Source organism: uncultured Methylophaga sp. (assembly GCF_947259025.1).
Classification (GTDB): domain Bacteria; phylum Pseudomonadota; class Gammaproteobacteria; order Nitrosococcales; family Methylophagaceae; genus Methylophaga.
Window position 1 is genome coordinate 89,951 of record NZ_CAMYKO010000001.1, and the last position, 20,681, is coordinate 110,631.

Annotated in this window: 19 protein-coding genes; 9 read left to right on the forward strand and 10 right to left on the reverse strand. The window is 51.8% G+C overall.

What is annotated here, in order from left to right; translation table 11 throughout:
- Window positions 1–172: 172 nt before the first annotated feature.
- The 5 genes from Q0X64_RS00440 (at window position 173) to modC (ending at window position 3,585) form a co-directional block, all read left to right on the forward strand.
- Entirely contained in the window at window positions 173–568 is a 396-nt protein-coding gene (locus tag Q0X64_RS00440; protein WP_297807534.1) for a phosphate-starvation-inducible PsiE family protein, read from the forward strand.
- 132 nt (window positions 569–700) lie between these two features.
- Window positions 701–1,042 carry a LysR family transcriptional regulator gene (locus Q0X64_RS00445; RefSeq protein ID WP_297807536.1) on the forward strand — a complete coding sequence of 114 codons (342 nt, stop codon included), beginning with the start codon at window positions 701–703 and terminating at the stop codon, window positions 1,040–1,042.
- Window positions 1,043–1,100: 58 nt separating this feature from the next.
- Entirely contained in the window at window positions 1,101–1,844 is a 744-nt protein-coding gene (modA, locus tag Q0X64_RS00450) for a molybdate ABC transporter substrate-binding protein (RefSeq protein WP_297807538.1), read from the forward strand.
- Complete coding sequence (gene modB, locus Q0X64_RS00455; protein WP_297807541.1) at window positions 1,841–2,521, forward strand: molybdate ABC transporter permease subunit; 681 nt, start codon at window positions 1,841–1,843, stop codon at window positions 2,519–2,521. The genes modA and modB overlap by 4 nt, the downstream gene beginning before the upstream one ends.
- Window positions 2,518–3,585 (forward strand): molybdenum ABC transporter ATP-binding protein, encoded by a 1,068-nt coding sequence (modC, locus tag Q0X64_RS00460; protein WP_297807543.1) that lies wholly within the window; start codon window positions 2,518–2,520, stop codon window positions 3,583–3,585. The genes modB and modC overlap by 4 nt, the downstream gene beginning before the upstream one ends.
- A gap of 72 nt (window positions 3,586–3,657) precedes the next feature.
- On the opposite strand, the gene gnd is transcribed toward modC, so the two are convergent.
- From gnd to Q0X64_RS00505, 9 genes are all read right to left on the reverse strand, one after another.
- On the reverse strand, window positions 3,658–5,124 hold the full coding sequence (gene gnd, locus Q0X64_RS00465; RefSeq protein ID WP_297807546.1) for a decarboxylating NADP(+)-dependent phosphogluconate dehydrogenase: 1,467 nt from the start codon (window positions 5,122–5,124) through the stop codon (window positions 3,658–3,660).
- Between the two features lie 2 nt (window positions 5,125–5,126).
- The gene (locus Q0X64_RS00470) at window positions 5,127–6,083 is read right to left on the reverse strand and encodes a hypothetical protein (RefSeq protein ID WP_297807548.1); all 957 of its coding nucleotides are present in this window, start codon (window positions 6,081–6,083) and stop codon (window positions 5,127–5,129) included.
- Between the two features lie 46 nt (window positions 6,084–6,129).
- Complete coding sequence (locus tag Q0X64_RS00475) at window positions 6,130–6,849, reverse strand: peptidase (protein ID WP_297807551.1); 720 nt, start codon at window positions 6,847–6,849, stop codon at window positions 6,130–6,132.
- Window positions 6,850–6,977: 128 nt separating this feature from the next.
- Window positions 6,978–9,134: a TonB-dependent receptor gene (locus tag Q0X64_RS00480; protein WP_297807553.1), complete on the reverse strand. Its 2,157-nt coding sequence runs from the start codon at window positions 9,132–9,134 to the stop codon at window positions 6,978–6,980.
- A gap of 113 nt (window positions 9,135–9,247) precedes the next feature.
- The gene (locus tag Q0X64_RS00485) at window positions 9,248–9,472 is read right to left on the reverse strand and encodes a hypothetical protein (protein ID WP_297807556.1); all 225 of its coding nucleotides are present in this window, start codon (window positions 9,470–9,472) and stop codon (window positions 9,248–9,250) included.
- A gap of 20 nt (window positions 9,473–9,492) precedes the next feature.
- Complete coding sequence (locus tag Q0X64_RS00490; RefSeq protein ID WP_297807559.1) at window positions 9,493–9,753, reverse strand: hypothetical protein; 261 nt, start codon at window positions 9,751–9,753, stop codon at window positions 9,493–9,495.
- Window positions 9,750–9,938 (reverse strand): hypothetical protein, encoded by a 189-nt coding sequence (locus Q0X64_RS00495; protein ID WP_297807561.1) that lies wholly within the window; start codon window positions 9,936–9,938, stop codon window positions 9,750–9,752. Before Q0X64_RS00495 ends, Q0X64_RS00490 begins: the two co-directional genes overlap by 4 nt.
- Before the next feature lie 123 nt (window positions 9,939–10,061).
- Window positions 10,062–10,979 carry a ribosome biogenesis GTPase YlqF gene (gene ylqF, locus Q0X64_RS00500; RefSeq protein WP_297807564.1) on the reverse strand — a complete coding sequence of 306 codons (918 nt, stop codon included), beginning with the start codon at window positions 10,977–10,979 and terminating at the stop codon, window positions 10,062–10,064.
- Between the two features lie 73 nt (window positions 10,980–11,052).
- On the reverse strand, window positions 11,053–14,211 hold the full coding sequence (locus Q0X64_RS00505) for an HD domain-containing phosphohydrolase (protein ID WP_297807567.1): 3,159 nt from the start codon (window positions 14,209–14,211) through the stop codon (window positions 11,053–11,055).
- Between the two features lie 165 nt (window positions 14,212–14,376).
- On the opposite strand from Q0X64_RS00505, the gene yeiP reads away from it, so the two are divergent.
- On the forward strand, window positions 14,377–14,943 hold the full coding sequence (gene yeiP / locus Q0X64_RS00510) for an elongation factor P-like protein YeiP (protein WP_297807570.1): 567 nt from the start codon (window positions 14,377–14,379) through the stop codon (window positions 14,941–14,943).
- Here yeiP and Q0X64_RS00515 read toward each other — a convergent pair.
- A complete protein-coding gene (locus Q0X64_RS00515) occupies window positions 14,927–18,094 on the reverse strand; it encodes an HD domain-containing phosphohydrolase (protein ID WP_297807573.1) in 3,168 nt (1,055 codons plus the stop codon). The genes yeiP and Q0X64_RS00515 overlap by 17 nt on opposite strands.
- Window positions 18,095–18,265: 171 nt before the next feature.
- Here Q0X64_RS00515 and Q0X64_RS00520 point away from each other — a divergent pair, with 171 nt between their 5' ends.
- From Q0X64_RS00520 to serA, 3 genes are all read left to right on the forward strand, one after another.
- Window positions 18,266–18,652 carry a YbaN family protein gene (locus Q0X64_RS00520; RefSeq protein WP_297807575.1) on the forward strand — a complete coding sequence of 129 codons (387 nt, stop codon included), beginning with the start codon at window positions 18,266–18,268 and terminating at the stop codon, window positions 18,650–18,652.
- A 215-nt stretch (window positions 18,653–18,867) separates the two neighbouring features.
- Window positions 18,868–19,212: a HopJ type III effector protein gene (locus Q0X64_RS00525; RefSeq protein ID WP_297807577.1), complete on the forward strand. Its 345-nt coding sequence runs from the start codon at window positions 18,868–18,870 to the stop codon at window positions 19,210–19,212.
- A 148-nt stretch (window positions 19,213–19,360) separates the two neighbouring features.
- A complete protein-coding gene (gene serA / locus Q0X64_RS00530; protein ID WP_297807579.1) occupies window positions 19,361–20,590 on the forward strand; it encodes a phosphoglycerate dehydrogenase in 1,230 nt (409 codons plus the stop codon).
- Window positions 20,591–20,681: the final 91 nt, after the last annotated feature.

Consider the following 20,681-nt stretch of genomic DNA (forward strand, 5'->3'; position numbering starts at 1 on the left):
GTCTCTGATTCCACAGCGACTTTCAATTTCGGACGTCGGGTCAACCCTTTTTATTTTTTTCTGCTAATATCCTCCTCCCCCGCAAGGATCTCTGCTTCTTAAACAACTCTCCGAGCATGTTTAAAAAACAGTCTTTCTGGCGAGGGTGCTTTAACGTGTAGGAGGAAAACCTATGGAGCACCAAGTAAAAAAATCCGTCAGCCGCGCGCTGGCTCTGGCCCAGGACTTTGGTCTTATCGTTGTGGCACTGGCGACGTTGGTAGCGATTGGTATCGAAGTCAAAATCATGGTGGATAACAGCTTTGTGTCTTTGACCGACCTGCTGCTGCTGTTTATCTATCTGGAAGTCATTACCATGGTGGCGGTGTATTACCAGTCGGGCGAATTGCCGATAAAAATACCGCTTTATATCGCTATTGTAGCCTTAGCTCGCTACCTGATTCTGGATATGAAAAACATCGATACCTGGCGCATTATCGGTGTCACCTCGGCGATTCTATTGCTGGGGCTATCCATCATTGTGATTCATTACTGTAAGACATTAATGAAAGAAGAGGTCAAAAGCTAACCGGCCTTGTTAACGGCGGTAGTTCATACCGCCGTTTTTTTTATGCCTGCAACCCTGTTCAAAAAGCTGAGTATTTTGCGTTATGCATACCTGTGCATTACGATAATATTGGATTAATAACAGGTAAGGATCATGGCAGCGCAATTCACCGTACATGGCAGACTCTGGATTGAAGGCCCCGATGGCAGCATTCTTGGCCATGGACGGGTGGAACTGCTGGAGCAAATTGAGGCATTGGGCTCATTGAGCGCGGCTGCCGGCGCGCTGGATATGTCCTACCGCTATGCCTGGAAGCTGGTCAAATCAATGAATGAACATAGTGACACCCCTCTGCTCAAGCTCAACGCCGGTGGCCGTGGCGGCGGTCATGCCACGCTGACCGAGGCAGGTAAAGCAGCCGTTGCAGCCTATCGCCGCACTGATCGCGAGTTTGAGCAGTTTCTGGCGGATCAGACCGATAAACTGCCGGGCTGAAAAATTTTGCACACCGTTATGCGCACTGATACCGATCGATACTGAACTGGGCCCACTGATGCTTTTAAATACAAAATGGCTGTTGCCCTTGTTGCTGTTATTACCCTTGCCGTTGCATGCCGAGACTATCCGGGTGGCCGTTGCCAGCAATTTCAGCCATGCCATGCAGGCAATCAGTGAACAGTTCGAGCAGCAAACAGATCATCGTGTTGATCTGATCTTCGGCTCCACCGGCAAAATTTACGCGCAAATCCTCAATGGCGCCCCGTTTGACGCTTTCTTTGCTGCCGATACCGAGCGACCTGAACGACTTGAACGGGAAAAAAGAATTCAGCCAGGCTCTCGATTCAGTTATGCCCTGGGCCAACTGGTATTGTGGAGTCCCAATGAAACGCTAATCGATAGTGAGGGAAACATCTTGCTGGACGGCGGCTTTCGTCATCTGGCCATCGCCAATCCCAAGCTCGCCCCCTACGGTAAAGCGGCGCAGCAAACCCTGGAGGCCCGCGGCGTCTGGCAACAATGGCAGGATAAAATCGTGCGCGGCGAAAATATTAGCCAGACCTTTCAGTACATTATCAGCGGAAACGCCGAACTGGGTCTGATTGCCCGCTCCCAGCTACAGGCACTGGATACAACCAACCAGGGCAGCCACTGGCTGGTGCCCCCCACCCTTTACCAGCCGATAGAACAACAGGCTGTTCAGTTATCGGATAAACCCGCCGCCAGCGCATTGATGGCTTTTATCAAGTCCGATACGGCCTGGCAGATCATTGAAAGTTTCGGATATTCACGGCCATGAGCCTGCATTCTGATCTGATGGCGCTGTGGATTACGGTCAAACTGGCAGCGATCACTACCTTAATCCTGCTACTGATCGGCACGCCGCTGGCTTGGTGGCTGGCTCGGAGTCAGTGGCGCTTCAAGTTTCTGATTGAGACGGTAATAGCTCTGCCGCTGGTACTGCCCCCCACTGTTCTGGGCTTTTACCTGTTAATCATGTTGGGCCCTAATGGTCCCATCGGCGGCCTGTCGGAGTCGATGGGCGGACGGCCTTTGGCTTTTACCTTCAGCGGCCTGGTGATTGGCTCAGTGTTCTACTCATTACCTTTTGTGGTGCAGCCATTGCAGAACGTGTTTACCGCCATCGGCGATAATGTGATGGAACAGGCGGCGACACTGCGTGCCGGGCCGCTGGATCGCTTTTTTAACGTGATGTTGCCCATCGCCCGACCCGGCTTTCTGACCGCAGCCGTGCTGGGGTTTGCCCACACGATTGGCGAGTTCGGGGTGGTACTGATGATTGGCGGCAATATTCCCGGTGAGACCCGCGTGGTGTCGATAGCGATTTATGATCATGTGGAATCACTCGAATATACCCGGGCTCATCTGCTCTCAGCCGGATTGTTGTTGCTGTCTTTCCTGATGCTGATGGCCGTGTATGGCCTTAACCGACGTTTCAGTGTGCTGCGCTCATGAGTCTTGAAGTCAAACTGAACATTCCCCGGCGCGACTTTGATGTCAATGTTTCGCTCGAGGTGACACCGGGTCAGGTCACGGCCGTATTCGGGCCGTCGGGCTGTGGTAAAACCAGTCTGATGCGGGCCATTGCCGGCCTGGAAAACACGGCTAATGGTGACGTTAAAATGGCCGGTGAGATCTGGCAGGATGCAGACTTTTTCCGCCCGCCCCACCAGCGCGATGTCGGCTATGTCTTCCAGGATGCCAGCCTGTTTCCGCACCTTGATGTGTATAACAACCTGCAGTTCGGGCTGAAGCGCCAGGTCAGTGATAAACGCCGCGTATCTCTGGAGCAGGCGATTGATTTACTGGCTTTGTCTCCCTTACTCAAGCGGCGTATCGATAAGCTCTCTGGTGGTGAAAAGCAGCGGGTGGCGATTGCCCGTGCAGTAGCGACGTCACCCTCAGTGCTGCTATTCGATGAACCCCTGGCCGCCGTCGATATTCCGCATAAGCAGGAAATCCTGCGCTATATCCAGTCATTGCATCAGGAGCTGGATATTCCGATGCTATATGTCAGTCATGCGATTGAGGAAGTCGCCCGCCTCAGTGATAACCTGGTGTTACTGGATAAAGGGCAGCAACTGGCCAGTGGTGAAACGGTGGACCTGTTATCTCAATTGAACCTGCCCTTTGCGCGCTATGAAGAGGCTGCGGCGGTGGTCGACAGCGAAGTCGCCGGCCATGAGCAGGATTACGGTCTCAGCCTGTTGCGTTTTGCCGGCGGGCATATCCGTGTCACACGCAGTGAGTTAGCGCTGGGTAGTCGCGTCAGAGTGCGAATCCTGGCACGGGATGTCAGCCTCACACTCAGCCACCCCGAAGACAGTAGCATCCTCAACATATTTCCGGCCGTGGTCGAGTCCATGGTCGCCGATGGCACAGCCTTGCGGCTGGTTCGCCTCAATGCCGGCGGACAGATTATTCTGAGCCGGGTCACGGCCAAATCCGCCGATAAGCTGGGGCTGGTGCCGGGCAAATACATTTATGCCCAGGTCAAGGCCGTGTCACCACTGGTCTGATAAATGTTTAGGGCTTTCAGCCATAAAAAAGGCGGTCACAGGACCGCCTTTTTTGTTCAGACCGATGGCAGATTAGACATCATAGGTCGATGCCGACACATCACCGCCGCGTCCGGTCCAGTTGGTATGGAAGAACTCGCCACGCGGCTTATCCAGACGCTCATAGGTATGGGCGCCAAAGTAATCACGCTGAGCTTGCAGCAGGTTGGCCGGCAGCCGTTCGCTGCGATAGCCGTCATAAAATGACAAGGCACTGCTGAAGGTCGGTACCGGTACGCCCAGCGCCACCGCGGTGCCCACGGCTTTACGCCAGCCCGGCAGGGCCTGGGTAATGGCTTCGATAAAGAAGTCATCCAGCAGCAGGTTTTCCAATTCGGGGTTCAGATCAAAAGCATCACGGATCTTGCTCAGGAACTGGCTGCGGATAATACAGCCACCGCGCCACATCAGGGCAATGCCACCATAATTCAGCTGCCAGCCGTAAATTTCGGCTGCTTCGCGCATCAGCATATAGCCTTGGGCGTAGGAAATAATCTTGGAGGCGTAAAGCGCATCACGAATGGCATCGACCATTTCAGCCTTATTGCCTTCAAACTTGCTCACAATCTCCGGCAGCACCTTACTGGCGCGTACCCGCTCATCTTTGCGCGCCGACAGGCAGCGGGCAAACACCGCTTCACCAATCAAGGTCAGGGGAATGCCCAGATCCAGCGCGTTCATACCGGTCCATTTACCGGTGCCTTTCTGACCCGCAGTATCGAGAATATGATCCACCAGCAGTTCACCGTCTTCATCTCTGACGGCGAGGATATCGCGGGTAATTTCGATCAGGTAAGAATCCAGCACGCCTTCGTTCCACTCGGCAAATACTTGCTGAATTTCATCACCGGACATGCCCAGACCTTCGCGCATCATCTGGTAGGCTTCGCAAATGAGCTGCATATCGCCGTATTCGATACCGTTATGCACCATTTTCACGTAGTGACCGGCACCGTCGTTACCTACCCAGTCACAGCAGGGTTCGCCATCAACATGGGCGGCAATCGCCTGAAAAATCGGTTTGATATGAGGCCAGGCGGCATGATTCCCGCCAGGCATCAGAGACGGCCCATGGCGCGCGCCCTCTTCCCCACCGGAGACACCGCTGCCGATAAACAGCATGCCTTTTTTGTGCAGTTCATGAGTGCGGCGGTCACTATCGTTATACAGCGAATTACCGCCATCGATAATAATGTCACCCTTGTCGAGATAGGGCACCAGTTGTTCGATAAAGGCATCGACCACCGGGCCGGCCTTGACCATCAGCATGATGCGGCGCGGTGCCTTGAGGCTCTCCACAAACGACTTCAGTTCATGAAAGCCCAGAATGTTAGTGCCTTTTGCCGGGCCAGCCAGAAAATCATCGACTTTACTGGTCGTGCGGTTGTAAACCGACACAGTAAAGCCGTTGTCATTCATGTTGAGCACCAGGTTCTGGCCCATAACTGCCAGGCCGACCAGCCCAATATCCGCTTTAGCGGCGTTCTCCACTTCACTCATAATTATCTACACACCTTTATGTATTCACCAATAGCTTCTCGCGTTGACCCCACTACCAGTCGCCTTTGACCCGAGGCGGAGTCACATTCAACAGCACCCGTTATTTCAATGGTCTCACCCGCCTGCGCCTGCCCCACATAAGTATGAGTAAACGACACCACCTCGGGGGTGATATCGTTATCAATCAGATAATGGGCAGGAAAATCAAAAGCCCGGTGGTCATCCAGGACCACGGCTTTGACGGTAGAAACTCCCTGTTTGATGTAATGATGGTGGTCATGTTCCAGCTCTTCGGGAAGGCAGACCATGCCGATATCAAACTTAGTGCCATCAATTGCTGCTTTATTGAATTTGCGAGATTCATGCCAGGCAAATTCATCAAAGCTTAATTCACCGCCACGGCGCTGAAAGTTGTCCCGCATCAGCGACAAATCCAGCTCTTCGATCAGGCCCGAGGCCACTCCCTGCCTGACCGCATCGCGCGTCTGGTGAAAAGCATCCCGGCCGTAAACCACCAGGTCAATATCGGAACCGGCTTTTTGCTGAGCAATCAACATTGAACCGGTGAGCCCCAAAAAGTCACATTTGACACCAAACTGCACCAAAATAGTGATCAGACGAAATAGTTTTTGTTCGATCTCATCCTGCGGATTTTGCTCGTCCAGCAGGGTTTTCAATCGTTTTTCGGGGCGGTGGTGGGCGATGATGTCGCAGATATCAACCGCATGGAATTCAGCATCAAACTGCCGGGATTTGAACAGGTACTGCGGGTAATGGCGGGCAAGCAGGCGATTAGCCTGAGCAGTATCAACTTTCTGCCAGACACCATCGTGATTGACGTAGCGAAGAAAGCAGCCGACTTTATTCTGGTGCGGGTGATAACTGACCACAGCAAACATGAGACCATCTTCTGTCTGAACAAAATCTTTTGGCAAATAGGGAAAATCTGCCTGTCTCATTGTTTTTATCCCGCCTCCAGTTTAGTTCATGATGACACAAATGCCGCTATTTGCGGGGTTTTGCCCAGCACCACAAGCCACCCATGGCCAGCATCAACATCAACACACTGATAATATCCACCAGCCAAACCCCGGCTGGGCCGAGAACACGGCCGTGATGTATATCTTTAAGCAATTGTTCGAGCGACACGCCCTTGCCATGGAAAAAGGTCTGCAAGTCAGCAGCGACGTTGTCTGGCATCGGATGAGGCTCACTCCATGAGACGCCCTGTAACGACATCGGTTCCCAGATATCCAGCATAAAGTTGCTGCGCCACATACCGCTTTTTGCCTGCACCACGGGTTCTCCATGATAAATGCCGATATTCTGAATCGGGGCCGGCACACCGTCAGCTGCGCCCAGCCGATCGACAAACTCCGCCTCCCGGTTCAACAGGATAAGTGCCTTATCCGTCGCCAGCACAATTAGATCTTCAAGTTTGATACCGCCCACCACTGGTCGCTCCAGGTGTGTGATGGGTTTTGCATCAACAAACACGCGACCATCAAACTGGGAAAAGATTTTATTATCGATAAGATACACCGCATCGGCTTCGACCTCGCCCTTATCGTAATGCTTGAGTAACCAGTTCCAGCTGACAAAATGCCTCTCCAGTTGCAAAGCAGCCGCATGATTAAGCAGCAGACCACTGACCATATGCGCCAGCATCAGCATCGCTGCGATAACTACAACAATCACGCCGGCAGTCTTTTTTTGGCTCTGCATCAATTGGCTTTTCCGTTCAGGTGACAGCGCTTAGTCTGCCAGCGATAGAGTTAGATGTGTAGCCCAACGGCCAACAGAGACAAAAAAGGCAGCCGAAGCTGCCTTTTTCTGGGTGCTGAAAATTATGATTAGAAATCAACCAGGACACCGGCCCAAACCGTTCTTTCGATATTGGGGCGGGCACCAAACGGGCTGCGAGAGATGATTTCCTGTCTGTCGAACAGGTTTTCCACTTTCACAAACACTTCCGGTCCCGCAGTGAACTGATAACGGCTGATCAGATCAACGGTGGTCAGCGCGTCGGTTTCATCAAAGCTGCTGCTGGTTTTGTTACAACCGGCCACGGCACAGGTTTCATCGATGTATTTCACCACGGCATAGTTGTTCCAGCCGCTGTTGTGTTCCAGACCTACACGCAGGCTGGCAATGTTTTCAGGGATGCTCTGCAGTGTCAGGCCGTCTTCAGCACCACCCTGATCCGAAGTTTCGGCATCGGTGTAGGTGTACATCAGATCCACCGGGATATCGAAATCACCTGCTGTGAAAAGCGCACCGGCCAGGAATTCCAGACCTTTGACCTCAGCACCACCCAGCGTTTCAGAACCCGATGTCTGTCCACTGCTGCAGGGGTTACCCACAGAACATTGTTCAGCAAAGTTTTTGAAATCACTGTAGAAGGCAATCGCTTCAGAGTAGAACATGCCGTTATTGAAACGCACGCCCAGTTCCCAATTATCACTGGTTTCCGGCTCATCACCATCATTGGCACCGCCACCCAGCGGGGTCATACCCTCATGGAAGCCTGCCAGTACCTGCCAGTTATCAGTCAGGTCGTAGGTCGCAGCGATACCGGCCATATATTCGCGGTAATCGTTTTCACGCTCTTCGTCCATAACGGTACGCTGTGGATTAGCGTATTGATTACGTTCGGTTTCCACATCTTCCATACGCAAAGACAGGTTCAGTAACAGTCTGTCAGTGACCTGATAATCATCGGTCAGCCACAGGCTGAAGGCATCGGCTTCTTCATAGCGGTTATCACCACCGGTTGGCTGAATTGAACTGGCATAGACGAGGTTGCCATTAACCTGATCATAAACATCCACTGGCTGATAACGATCCATTTCATCATGGTGAACACGGGCACCGAAGTTCAGATCGTGGTCACCCAGTAACCAGTTAAAGTTGGCCTGAACACCGCGTGATTCATAGGCGCGGTTGTTGTTTTTGTATCCCAGACCGGCCACATCACGAGTGCCGTCAAGAATGGCCTGAGCATTAGCGTTACCGCCATTGGCATCATCCAGAATATTTTCACCGGTTTCCGGATTAACACCATCAAACTTGAACCAGTTACGGTTAAATTTGTTGTGGTAAACGGTCACTGTAGAAGTCAGGTTATCTGTCCAGTTAAATACGTGGCTGAGATTAATACCGGTGTGGTCATTATCCATTTCGTCGATATGGGTCAGACCGTAACGACGGTTTTCGTCGCGACGGAAATCAACATCGGTGAGACCGGCATAGGTTTCATCCGAGTTTTCCATTGAACGCTGGATCTTGAACAAGAATTTATTACGCTCGCCTTCCCAGGACAGCTTGGCGACATAGTCTTCAATCTGGAAGCCGCTGTTGTCATCAAAGCGATCGATGTCTTTGTAACCCTGGTAGTGACGCTGGGCGGTTTCGATAGAGTAACCCCAGGGACCGGTTTTGCCGCCATAGTTCAGATGCAGATCAGCAGAACCACGATCATTCATCATAAACATAGCGCTGCCCTGATTGGTTTCAGGGATAGGTGTAGAGACCAGATTCACGACACCACCCACGGTTTGCGGGCCATAACGCAGCAATGGCGCGCCTTTCAGCACTTCAATCGAGTGCATACGTGAAGTGGTTGGGAAATAGTAGGCTGCAGGATTGGAGTAAGGTGCGGGGGCAATCAACACACCATCTTCCATCAGGGTAATCTTCTCACTGCGGCCGGGCGCGGCAGAGCGGATACCAATATTAGGGCGCAGGCCAAAACCGTCCTCTTCCTGAATATAAACACCCGGCACGGTTTTCAGTACTTGATTAATATCGGTCGCCGCTTCAATGTTCAGCTGCTCATTACTGACCACTGCGGCTGAACCAGGCAATTCTCTGGCTGCATCCGAACCACCAATAACAGTCACAGTATCGAGCTCTGTGACCACAGGTGCTGACAGCGCCGCTGCAGAATAAAGGCCTGCCGAAGCCGCCAGTGCCACGCCGCTTGCCAAGATAGTGCGCTTAAATTTCACTCTATTTTCCTTTCCACGTAAATAAACACGGAATATCTTAGAGTAAATGCGAATCATTGTCTTTACATTTATTTACATTTGTAACATTTTTGTAAATATTTGTTGTTTTTTTGCTACATCAGCACACGCAAACCGGGTTGGATATGTCCTTCTGCCGGGGTATTAAACTCAAACAGGCCCTTGCTGATATCTTTGGCAAACTCGGAAAAATGATGCTCTGACATGCGCATGGTGATTGAGCCCATGGTCAGATGAATCATCTGGCAATCAGGACAATGTTGAATGGCCACAGTCGCGGACTCGAATACAGTTTGTGGGCGGCAGGCAGTAGCGGCCATGAAGTGACTCCTTGCTGGTATCAATGAGGAAAAAATTCGTGCATGGAAAGCTCCGGCAATTGCCGCTGGCGGCAGTACATCTCCCACCAGCGTTGAGACATTTGTTGCCAGAGTTGTTTGATATCGGGTCTTTCCGACTGGGTTAACAGCAGGCGGTAATTGCGGCTGATCAGCAATGCCAGACAGGCGCTGGGCTGATGTTGATAGCGTTTGACCAATTGCTGGTTCGCCGCCAGTAATGCCTGCTGTTGCCAATCGGCTTGTGTGACGGTCTTGATCATGATTGCAACGTCCTTGCTGCTGCGGATAGCAACATGCTCCAGACCGTGCGTTTGGAGGATTTATCCAGGCAATTAAAATCGGCAGCGTGCAGTTTGCCCTCCTGGATCAAGGCTTCCAGTCGGTCCTGATCAAAAGCCAGATGGATGGTGCTACTTCCCTGATTGTGGATGTGCGCTGTTTTCATCTCTCACCCCGTGCTGAAAAACAGTTTGGAATGAGTATAAATACAGATTAATCTAAATGCAAATCATTATCATTTAATAACTTCAACCTCAGATAGAACGCGGCTTCACAGCGGATTTGGCTCTCAACGACGCTGTTTTTTGTTTTTCCTTGCGGCTTTCTTGGCGGCTTTTTCTTCCCGAACCCGCAATACTTCAGCCCATTCTTCTTCGGTCATCGCCGGCGTTTCCCAACTGATTGGGCCCAGCTTACCGGAGCGGATTTCAGTGAGAAGAATTTTGGCTGTGCGCTCCAGATCTACCCGGCCACCGCCACGCAGGCAACCGCGCCGGGCACCGATCATTTCCATGAGTTCCAGTCCCGTGTCAGGCAAAGCCGTCAATTCAAAACGCTGTTGCAACTGCTGGGGATAAGCCGTCATCAGATATTCCACTGCGTAGAGGGCGATATCATCATTATCGATGGCGGTTTCCTTGATAGCACCGGTCACCGCCAGGCGATAGCCGCTATGCGGGTTTTCCAGGTTGGGCCAGAGCACACCAGGGGTGTCATGCAAAACGATGCCCTGCTCCAGCTTGATGCGTTGCTGCATTTTGGTAATAGCCGGTTCATTGCCGGTTTTGGCAATGAGACGACCGGCCAGGCTGTTGATCAAGGTAGATTTACCGACATTGGGAATGCCCATGATCATCGTCTGAATTTGCTGCACACTACTGGCTTTGCCCGGCACCATACGCTGACACAGCGTGAGCAGCTCGGCGATCCGATCCTGTTGCTGCGCGTTCATCGCCAGGGTTTTGACCGACTGTGCCTGCTCCAGATAGTCCTGCCAGAGACGAATATTGTCAGGATCAGCCAGATCGGCTTTATTGAGCACTTTGATGCAAGGCTTATTGCCACGCAGTTCAGCCAGCATCGGGTTCTGACTGCTGAAGGGAATGCGCGCATCCAGCACTTCGATGATGAGATCGACCTTGGGCAGGATCGCTTTCATCTCCTTGCTGGCCTTGTGCATATGACCCGGATACCATTGAATGGCCATTACATGTTGCCTTGCAGCCGCATGGGCTGTGAGTCTGTTCGCTGATTCATGGCCGCTATTCTAGCCCAGTTTTTCAGCCATCACGCAGATACTGGCTGATATCGACCTCATCGATTTGCTTGGCTGGCAGGAAACGCTGGGCATATTTGAGATATACCCCACTCTTGAGGAACAGTTCAAACACTTCCACATCGACGTGGTCGTTCTGCACCATTTTATAAAGAATATCGAGTGCGACACTGACCGGTTTGGCCTTTTTGTATGGCCGGTCCGCAGCGGTCAGCGCTTCGTAGATATCAGCTAGCACCATGATGCGTTCCGGTGTCGACAAATCGTCTCCGGTCAGCTTACGTGGATAGCCCGTACCTTTCATCGTTTCATGGTGAGTAGAGGCATAGCGAGGCACGCGCTTGAGCTCTTCCGGGAAAGGCAGGCTCTCAAGCATCTTGATGGTGCTGATCATGTGCTCATTGATTTTGAAGCGGTCTTCGTCGCTCAAGGTGCCTCTGGAAATCGCGAGGTTATGCAGCTCTCCCAGGTTATACAGATAGTGCGGTACATTCATCTTGATACCGAACTTGGGATCGTAATCCGTGCTGTGCATGCGTTCGACCAGGTGCTCGGGGCGATCTGACAGTAGTTTTTCCTGAGCGGGCAATGGACGGTTATCCGCTTCCAGTCTGGACTTTTCACCTGATGATAAGCCCAGCCTATCGTCAAAATATCTGAGCCAGGTGATGTCCGCCAGTTGATGGAGACGGGCGACATCTTCTTCACTGATAAACTCACCGCCGACATTGGCATTGGCAATAAAGGCAAAATCATTCTGCAATTGCTGCTGCTTGTCCTGCTTGTCCTGTGCCAGCGCTGCTTGATCGGCACCCGGCTCGGCCAGTGCGATCAGGTAATCAATCTCTGCATCACGCCACAGCACTTCAAAGCGCATCCGCACCTCGTGAATACGGTTATAAATCGTCTCCAGCTTGGTCCCTTTGTCGATAATATGCTCAGGCGTGGTGATCTTGCCGCAGTCATGCAGCCAGGCTGCCACTTCGAACTCGCGCCATTCTTCAGCATTTTTGAAAGCAAACTCGGCAAATGGGCCGTCTTGTTTATTTTCCGCTTCCGCGGCAAGCATGAAAGCCAGCTCCGGTACACGAGCGCAGTGGCCAGCGGTGTGGGGTGACTTATCGTCAATCGCCTGGGCGATAACCTTGATAAAGGCATCCAGCAGCTCTTGCTGGGCTTTTTCATGCTGCTGAATCGCTGTCGACATATTGCGCATCGATCCGGCGAGGTCACTGACTTCAACAATATTACTGGAAACGCCCTGCACCTCCTGATAGCGACGCTGGGTGATGTTTTCACTGTCCACCGCCAGTTGTCTTATCGGCCCGACAATCGGAGAAGCTAATAACCACGACACCGGCATCAGCAATAACACTGCCAGTGTGGTCAGCCAGATCGAGGTTTTGACCTTTTCCAGCCCCGGCGCAAGCACGGTATCCACAGGGGTGACAATGGCAAAGTGATCATTCTTACCTTCTGCTTCGCCAAAGGGCGTCGAAAAAACGAAATGCTCCCGACCATCAATCGTGATTTTCTGTAAGCCGTCCGCACTGCCCTGTTGCGCGATCTGCATCAGTTCGGCATAGGGCACCGCACCCAGTTGGCGAATCATGCGTTCGCCTTGTTGCAGCCATTTGTTTTCCAGTGCCTGCCAGTGATCCGGCCCCAGCTGCTGCAGTGCCAGATTGAAGATTTCGGTCAGGCCTTCACGGGATTTATTGACCATAAAATGCAGCTGGGTGGGCATGTCAGCTTCACCGAAGTCCAGTGGCTGATGAATGTCTACATCATCAATGAAAAACTGCGCCGCGGTGTAATTCAGAATCGGTGCAGTATCAATGGCTGCATCAGCTTCACCCTCTCGCACTGCATTGAACATAGCCCGTACGCTCTCAACCCGGATGATCTCAATCTGTGGAAAATTGTCTTCCAGGTTATGCCCCAATGACCAGCCTTCGGGGATCGCCACTGTTTTATCGAATAACTGCTCAATGCTGCTGATTTTTGCGGCGCCTTTAGCAGTCACCACGCCATAAGGCACCTGCAGGAATGACTCGGTGAGGTTACCCAGTAACTGCCGGTTCTGGCCGGAAAAGACCGGCTGCAGCACGTCCAGTTCTTCACTCAGGAACATCTCGCCCATTTCACTCCAGTTCAGGCCGTTGATGTAGCGAATCGGCACCCCGGTCATTGTCGAGATGTAATTCAGCACATCAATGGCATAACCATAGGGCTGTCCCGAGGCAGCGAAATTAATCGGCGGCCAGTCAATCTCATTGGAGACGGTCAGGAAATCAGTCTGCTCAATTAGCTGCTGTTGCGCCTCAGTCAGTGTCAGTTCAGGCGCCGATGGCAAAGTAGCTGTTTTTCTCGGCTTCTGATTAGAGGCAATAATTTCACCGGTTTGCTGATACAGGTAAATTTCACTGTCTGATTCCAGTTCCTGCTCATTAAGAAAGCCTGATAAGGAAGACAGGGTGATATCAATCGCCAGCACCGCTTGATTGGAGGCAATACGTGTGGAATAGGTCTCGCCCGGAGCTTGCAGGTGCTGGAATAAATAGGGATCGGTTTTGTTGACCTCGCCGGCTTCGGCATCAACAAACCAGGGTCTTTTTCGCGGATCGTAGTCAGTGCTCTGGCTGCGGCTGTCACGCAGATTAAATTCGGCATCGTAATAGTTAAAGCGCCGTTGGCGCGCCTCGCCTTCTCCGCTGACGGTGATGGTCAGCCAGCGATCCTGAGGTTTGGCACGCAACTGGCTGCGAACCAGCGGATCGGCATCAAGGTTAACCAGTTGATAAAAATCGCCATTGGCAAAGCCGATATAAATCCCGTAATAGAGCGGGTTACGCTGCATGGCTTCAACGAAAAGCTGGCGTGAATCTTCACTGATGGCGTTATCACCGACAAATCGTGTGAACTGACCCAGAATACGGGTCGCTGCGGTCGCCCTGCCATCGACACCGGTGAGGTAGTCACGGGTGCTGGCCGCGGTTTTCTGGTACACCGCCAGGGTCGACTCGGTCGCCATAGTGGTACTGAAAAAGTACTGCAGGCTGATAGCCACCGAGGCGGTAATAATGGTCGCAACCAGGAAAAAGGCAATCACCGTCGCCCGGATCGATATACGGATAGGCTTACCCCCCAACCATGACACCATCTGAGATCATCCTCTTATATTTATCAATACAGACCAGCGAAGATAATCCCTCATTACTGCTTGGTCTTGGCAGATTCTACCCAACTTTATCACACCCCGCTTGCCGTTCAGAGAACTGATTGAAGCGCTATAATGATGCCTTTTAATCAGTCCGGAAAGTTGAAGATGCCTAAAGCCAGTGAGTTAAAACGCGGTATGGTGGTGGAACTGAATGATGCGCCCTATATTGTCAGCGATATTGATATCCGCAATCCCTCATCACGTGGTGCCGCCACCTTGTACAAAGTCCGCTTCAATCATCTAAAAAGTGGCCAGAAACGCGATGAATCGCTTAAAGGCGAAGACTTTCTGAAGGACGTCGACTGCGAGAGGCGGCTGGTACAGTTCAGCTATCAGGACGGCGACAACACGGTGTTTATGGATAATGAAAGCTTCGAACAGTTTATGATTAACAAAACTGACATCGAACAGGCTTTACCCTTTATCAGCGAAGCACTGGACAATATTGTCGCGGTATTACTCGAGGGTCAGCTCATCACCATTGAACTGCCTGCCACGGTCGCCCTGCCCATCGTGGAGACAGCGCCGGGCATAAAAGGCGCCACCGCTGCTGCCCGAACCAAACCGGCCGTTTTGTCGACCGGACTTGAAGTGCAGGTGCCGGAATACATCGAGACTGGCGAAGTCATCAAGATCAACACGGCCACGGCGAAGTTTATGTCGCGCGCCTGAGATACTGGCTGATATCGATCTCATCAATTTGTGACTCGGGTAAAAAGCGTCGCGCATACTCCAGGTAAACACCACTGGTAAGGAACAGCTCAAACACCTCACGATCAATATGCTGATCCTCCACCATAAACGACAAAATTTTGATGGCCTCGCTAATGGGCTTGGCCTTTTTATAGGGGCGATCAGCTGCGGTTAAAGCCTCGTAAATATCAGCCAGCACCATGATACGTTCGGGAATCGACAAATCTCCGGCAGCTAATTTGCGTGGGTATCCGGTCCCGATCAGCGTCTCGTGGTGAGTGGAGGCATAACGCGGCACGCGCTTTAATTCATCGGGGAAAGGCAGATTTTCCAGCATTCTGATGGTGCTGATAATGTGCTCGTTAATTTTAAAGCGGTCTTCCGCTGTCAGCGTCCCGCGCGCTATGAGCAGGTTATACAGTTCGCCCTGGTTATATAAATAATGTGGCACATCCATTTTGATGCCCAGTTTGGGATCATAGTCGGTGCTGTGCAGGCGTTCGATCAAATGCGACGGCTTGTCCTGCAGCAGCTTTTCCTCCACCGGCAGCGTTGGAGGGTCATCGTTCAGCCGCGTCTCCTCCAGTGGAGACAAACCGATACGATCATCCAGGTAGCGCGTCCAGGTGATCTCGGCAATGTCCTTTATCCGCGCTTTTTTCTCTTCACTGAGAAATTCGCCGCCGACATTCATACGCGCTACGAAATCGAAGTCATCCCGAATCTGCGCCTGTTTCTGATTCAACTCCGCCAGCCACTCGGACTCCCGCTCCGGCGCTTTATCACGCTGTCGCCAGTAATCCAGTTCGGCTTCACGCAGCAATACCTCAAAGCGGGTGCGGATTTCATGGATACGGTTATAAATCGTCTCCAGTTTGGAGCCTTTGTCCACCACATGTTCCGGTGTCGTGATTTTGCCGCAGTCATGCAGCCAGGCGGCGATTTTAAATTCCCGCCATTCTTCTTTCGACTCAAAATGGAAGCCCTGAAAAATCCCTTGTTCCGCCTGCTCGGCCTTTTCGGTCAACATAAAGGCGAGCTCCGGCACCCGTTCACAGTGACCAGCGGTGTAGGGTGACTTATCATCGATGGCCTCGGCGATTAGACGGATAAAGGAATCCATTAGATCCTTCTGCGATTGCTCAAACTGTTGAATTGATTCAGACATAGCCAGCATCGACTGACCCAGTTCGTCTATTTCCCTGATACGGCTTCCCGGTTTTTTCACCTGATCAAACTGACGCCGTTTGATTTTTTCATTTTCATCCGCCAGCTCGCGTATCGGCCCGGTAATCGGTGAAGCGAATAACCAGGGAATTGGCATCAAAAGGAAAAGGAAGGCGATAGTGACAGCGATCGACAACCAGACTCTCTGCATCGCCGGCCCCAACACATCGCTGACGGGTAGAACAATCGCCAGATATTCCCGGTTTTGACTACCCTTATCGACCGGTGCCACATAGACAAAATGCGGTTTGTTATCCAGTTGCATTTTCCGCAGGCGCTGCTGATGCTGTGGCTGGCCAGCCAGCTCAATCAGTTCGGGATAAGGGACCGTTGCGGTGCTTTTCAGATGACTGTCGCGAACCAGCCATTTTTGCTCAAGTGCCTGTTTGTGAGCGACATCCATTTTGGCAATAGCCTGATTCAAGAGATCTATCAGGGCTTTTTTGTCGTCAGACATCACCAGGTGTAATTCATTAGGAAAGGCCACCGGTGCAAACGCTATCTGCGGATGAAACTGCAATCCGGTAATGTAATATTGCTCTGCGGTGTAATCCAGGATCAGGTCAATATCCAGGCCCGCATCCACCTCACCGTTTTTCACTGATTGCAGCATCTGACGTGTCGATGCCACTTCCCGCACCTCAATACTGGGAAAATGCGTTCTGACGACCTCAACAATCGACCAGCCTTCGGGGATAGCCACTGTCCGCCCCGCCATTTCATCGATGTGGCTGACCCGCTGTTGCCCTGGCAACGTGACCAGTGAGTAGGGTAAGGCAATAAAGGGGGCGGAGAATGTGCCCAAGGCCTGATTGCTCTGGGTTTTAAACACCGGTTGCAGCAAATCGATATCTCCGTCCTTGAAGCGCTCAATCAGTTCCAGCCAAGTGAAGCCGTTCACAAATTTCAGTTCAATACCGGTCATTGCTGACAGCATATTCAGGTAATCGACACTATAGCCTTGGGGCTGACCGGAAACGGCAAAATCTATCGGTGCCCAGTCAATTTCGTTTGACACCGTCAACTGTGGATATTGCGCGACAACGGCTTGCTGGGATTCACTAAGCGTCATTGGTTCAGGCTGCGGCAAGGTCATCTCTTCATGTGGTTTGACGCTGGACGCTACCAGGTCACCGGAGGGCTCGTAGAGGAAGATCTCGCTTTGCCGACCTATCTTGTTCAAATTGAAAAAGGCCGATAGCGAAGACAAGGCGATATCCACCGCAATCACGGCATCCGTATTCTCAACCTTGATGGAGTACGTCTGTCCTGGCGCCTGCAGATTGTGAAACATATACGGGTTGGTTTTTCTGACCTCATTGTCCGTGGCCTGCTGGAACCAGGGACGCTGGGTGGCGTTGTACTCGCTGTCTTCATCGCGCACCTTACGCAGTTCAAAATTCGCACTGTAGTACTGATATTCCCGCTTGCGCTGCTCTCCCTGACCAGAAATATGAATGATCACCCAGCGGTCTTCAGGGGCGGCCTCCAGTTGGCGGCGAACAGCGCGGCTGCTTTCAAGGTTGATCAACTCGTAGAAGTCGCCGTTTTCGAAACCGATGTAAATGGCATAAAACATCGGATTGTTACGCATGAATTCGGCAAAGACATTGCGGACTTCATTGCCGCTGAGACTGTCTTCCAGCAGGCTGGGATAAATGGATAGAACTTTGGCAACTTTTGCAGCCCGATCATCTACAGACTCGAGGTACTGGCTGGCGTGTTTGCTGAGGTTGCTGAACTGGGACAGCGTGGCATTGGTGGCAATTTGTTTAGTGAAATAATACTGCAGACCGACGGCCAGCGCCGCCGTGATCAACGTCGCGAAGATAAACACCGTCACCACCGTCACCCGAATCGTCAGCTTACGGTGAGTCAGTCTGTGTAATAAATTGTTTGCCATTCGGGCGTCCCTGGGCAGGCATGAAGCCATAATGTATATGACAACTTGATACCTTTATACCGCAAAAATTTGCAAGCAGATAGTTAGCAGGCAGATTTATCTAAGGTGTTTTTCTCAGCTATGATATGGCTGCAGACAACAGGTACTGAACGGGATTGCCCAGACAACGCAATGCGAAAAAAGCTCAAACAATACTTTTTTATCACGCTGGGCTGGGTGTTTGTCGCGCTGGCGGCAATCGGTGCGGTATTGCCGTTACTGCCAACGACACCGTTTCTGATCCTGGCGCTGGCCTGTTTCGCCGAAAACTCACCGCGCTTTCACCGCATGCTGCTTAATCACAAATGGTTCGGCCCGCCTTTGCAGCAGTGGGAGAAAACCCACACCATGCGCCCTGCGGTGAAAAAAAAAGTCTATTTGCTGATTATCGCGACCTTTGGCATTTCCATTGCCGTTTTATCCGGCCGAATCTGGCTGCAGTTGATGTTGGTTGCGTTGTGTATGCTGCTGTTGTGGTTTATCTCGCGTATTAAAGAGTCTGAAACTTTACTCAAGTAAAGCACAATAGCGCTATCAGCTAGTGTCAACATGCCTGCATAGACAGGCTGCGCTCTGTGGCAGGGGTAATAGCTTTTACTGACTTTAGCATCTCTCTTCAGTCGTTTATTATAAGCAGGGTTGTAGCTGGCTTCACCACTGACCTTTCGCAGAGTATCCACTGTACAACCAGGCTTGAACCGGCTGACAAAATTACCGGCTTTTATGGAGAGAATATGAACCTGCAGGCTTTTCTGGAACAGCTCAAAAACCGCCCCGACAGTGTCGAATTTGATGACACCATGGCCGTGATTGAGCAGCATTATGATTTCACCCCGACTGCCTTCGTTAACGGGGACAGTGATAATGCCGCCGGCAGCAACACCGGTTCCTGCAAAATTCTGGCTTTCGGTCAGCTCAATGCACTGAGTGAAGAGGAAACGCTGGCCTGTTTCGGCCGCTTTTATCGTGAGGACGTGCTGAAAAATCCGCAGGGTGATGATCACCAGAATATCCGCAACTTCATCAAAAGCGGCTGGGATCAGGTGCGTTTCGCCGGTGAGGCGCTGAGCCCCAAATAGGCTTTCGCCTGAACTGGTCTGCTTGTTGCGGCATGGCGCGGTTTTACCGCGTTCCTGTATGGCAGCTAATCAAGTATCTAAAATTTGCCGTATCGTGTTAATATTTTAAGGTTTTATCGGCTTACTCTCTTAACTCAGAAACCTAGCAATGGAACTACAACCTTACAAAAAAGATGACACGCGTTTCCTGCTGCTGGAAGGCGTGCATAAAAATGCTGTTGAAGCGCTGGAAAAAGCAGGCTACACCAACATTGAATATATTCCCCACGCCCTGGATGAAGCGACCCTGATCGAAAAAATCAAGGGCGCGCGCTTTCTTGGTATCCGCTCCCGCACCCAGCTGACGCAAAAAGTGCTGGATGCAGCGGACAGACTGACCGCTATCGGTTGCTTCTGCATCGGCACCAACCAGGTGGATCTGGAAACAGCCAAAATGAAAGGCATCCCGGTATTCAATGCGCCCTACTCCAACACCCGTTCGGTGGCCGAACTGGTGATCGGTCAGTTAATTCTGATGCTGAGGGGGATCCCGGAGAAAAGCTGGAGCGTGCACAACGGCACCTGGCCGAAATCCGCTTCCAACGCCTACGAGGCGCGTGGCAAAACCCTGGGTATTGTCGGTTACGGCAGTATCGGCTCGCAGCTTTCTGTGCTGGCTGAAGGGTTGGGCATGAATGTCATCTACTATGATGTGGTCACCAAACTGCCATTGGGTAACGCTACCCAAGTGGACAGCATGGATGAACTGCTGCGGACATCCGATGTGGTGTCATTGCATGTGCCTGAGCTGGAATCCACCAAAAACATGATGACCAAGGCCGAGTTCGACAAAATGAAGTCGGGCGCGATTTTCATCAATGCCGCGCGTGGTACCTGTGTGGTGATTGATGACCTGGTTAAGTCACTGGAAGAGAAAAGACTGGCTGGCGCGGCTATCGACGTCTTCCCGTCGGAGCCGAAATCCAACGAAGAGCCGCTGGAATCCAAACTGCGGGGCTTCCCCAATGTGATTCTGACCCCGCATATCGGTGGTTCTACGGTAGAAGCCCAGGCCAATATCGGACTGGAAGTGGCTGACAAGTTTATTCAGTTTGCCACCAACGGCACCACGGTATCTTCGGTCAACTTCCCGCAACTGGCACTGCCGGCACGGCCCAACACCCATCGGCTGGTGCATATCCATCACAACCAGCCCGGCGTGTTGTCCAACGTCAACAGACTGTTTGCCGAGCATGAGATCAATATCCTGGCGCAGAGTATGTCGACCAAGGATGAAATCGGCTACCTGCTGATTGATGTTGCAGAGTTTGACTCATCACTGGCTTACGAACATTTGCAGAGCGTTGAAGGTACGATTCGCCTGAGAGTGCTTTACTAGGAGCCATTGCCAAGCTTCACGCTGACAAAGCGCGATAAATCCGGCAATAAAAAAGCCGTGCTGCAATTAACTGCAGCACGGCTTTTTAGTA

Excerpts from the sequence above, each read along its gene's own strand:
- gnd (WP_297807546.1), bottom strand. The coding sequence starts at position 5,124 with ATGAGTGAAGTGGAGAACGCCGCTAAAGCGGATATTGGGCTGGTCGGC.
- yeiP (WP_297807570.1), top strand. The coding sequence starts at position 14,377 with ATGCCTAAAGCCAGTGAGTTAAAACGCGGTATGGTGGTGGAACTGAAT.
- modC (WP_297807543.1), top strand. The coding sequence starts at position 2,518 with ATGAGTCTTGAAGTCAAACTGAACATTCCCCGGCGCGACTTTGATGTC.
- ylqF (WP_297807564.1), bottom strand. The coding sequence starts at position 10,979 with ATGGCCATTCAATGGTATCCGGGTCATATGCACAAGGCCAGCAAGGAG.
- Q0X64_RS00445 (WP_297807536.1), top strand. The coding sequence starts at position 701 with ATGGCAGCGCAATTCACCGTACATGGCAGACTCTGGATTGAAGGCCCC.
- Q0X64_RS00525 (WP_297807577.1), top strand. The coding sequence starts at position 18,868 with ATGAACCTGCAGGCTTTTCTGGAACAGCTCAAAAACCGCCCCGACAGT.
- Q0X64_RS00475 (WP_297807551.1), bottom strand. The coding sequence starts at position 6,849 with ATGCAGAGCCAAAAAAAGACTGCCGGCGTGATTGTTGTAGTTATCGCA.
- modB (WP_297807541.1), top strand. The coding sequence starts at position 1,841 with ATGAGCCTGCATTCTGATCTGATGGCGCTGTGGATTACGGTCAAACTG.
- Q0X64_RS00495 (WP_297807561.1), bottom strand. The coding sequence starts at position 9,938 with ATGAAAACAGCGCACATCCACAATCAGGGAAGTAGCACCATCCATCTG.
- Q0X64_RS00505 (WP_297807567.1), bottom strand. The coding sequence starts at position 14,211 with ATGGTGTCATGGTTGGGGGGTAAGCCTATCCGTATATCGATCCGGGCG.
- Q0X64_RS00520 (WP_297807575.1), top strand. The coding sequence starts at position 18,266 with ATGCGAAAAAAGCTCAAACAATACTTTTTTATCACGCTGGGCTGGGTG.
- Q0X64_RS00485 (WP_297807556.1), bottom strand. The coding sequence starts at position 9,472 with ATGGCCGCTACTGCCTGCCGCCCACAAACTGTATTCGAGTCCGCGACT.
- serA (WP_297807579.1), top strand. The coding sequence starts at position 19,361 with ATGGAACTACAACCTTACAAAAAAGATGACACGCGTTTCCTGCTGCTG.
- Q0X64_RS00515 (WP_297807573.1), bottom strand. The coding sequence starts at position 18,094 with ATGGCAAACAATTTATTACACAGACTGACTCACCGTAAGCTGACGATT.
- modA (WP_297807538.1), top strand. The coding sequence starts at position 1,101 with ATGCTTTTAAATACAAAATGGCTGTTGCCCTTGTTGCTGTTATTACCC.
- Q0X64_RS00490 (WP_297807559.1), bottom strand. The coding sequence starts at position 9,753 with ATGATCAAGACCGTCACACAAGCCGATTGGCAACAGCAGGCATTACTG.
- Q0X64_RS00440 (WP_297807534.1), top strand. The coding sequence starts at position 173 with ATGGAGCACCAAGTAAAAAAATCCGTCAGCCGCGCGCTGGCTCTGGCC.
- Q0X64_RS00470 (WP_297807548.1), bottom strand. The coding sequence starts at position 6,083 with ATGAGACAGGCAGATTTTCCCTATTTGCCAAAAGATTTTGTTCAGACA.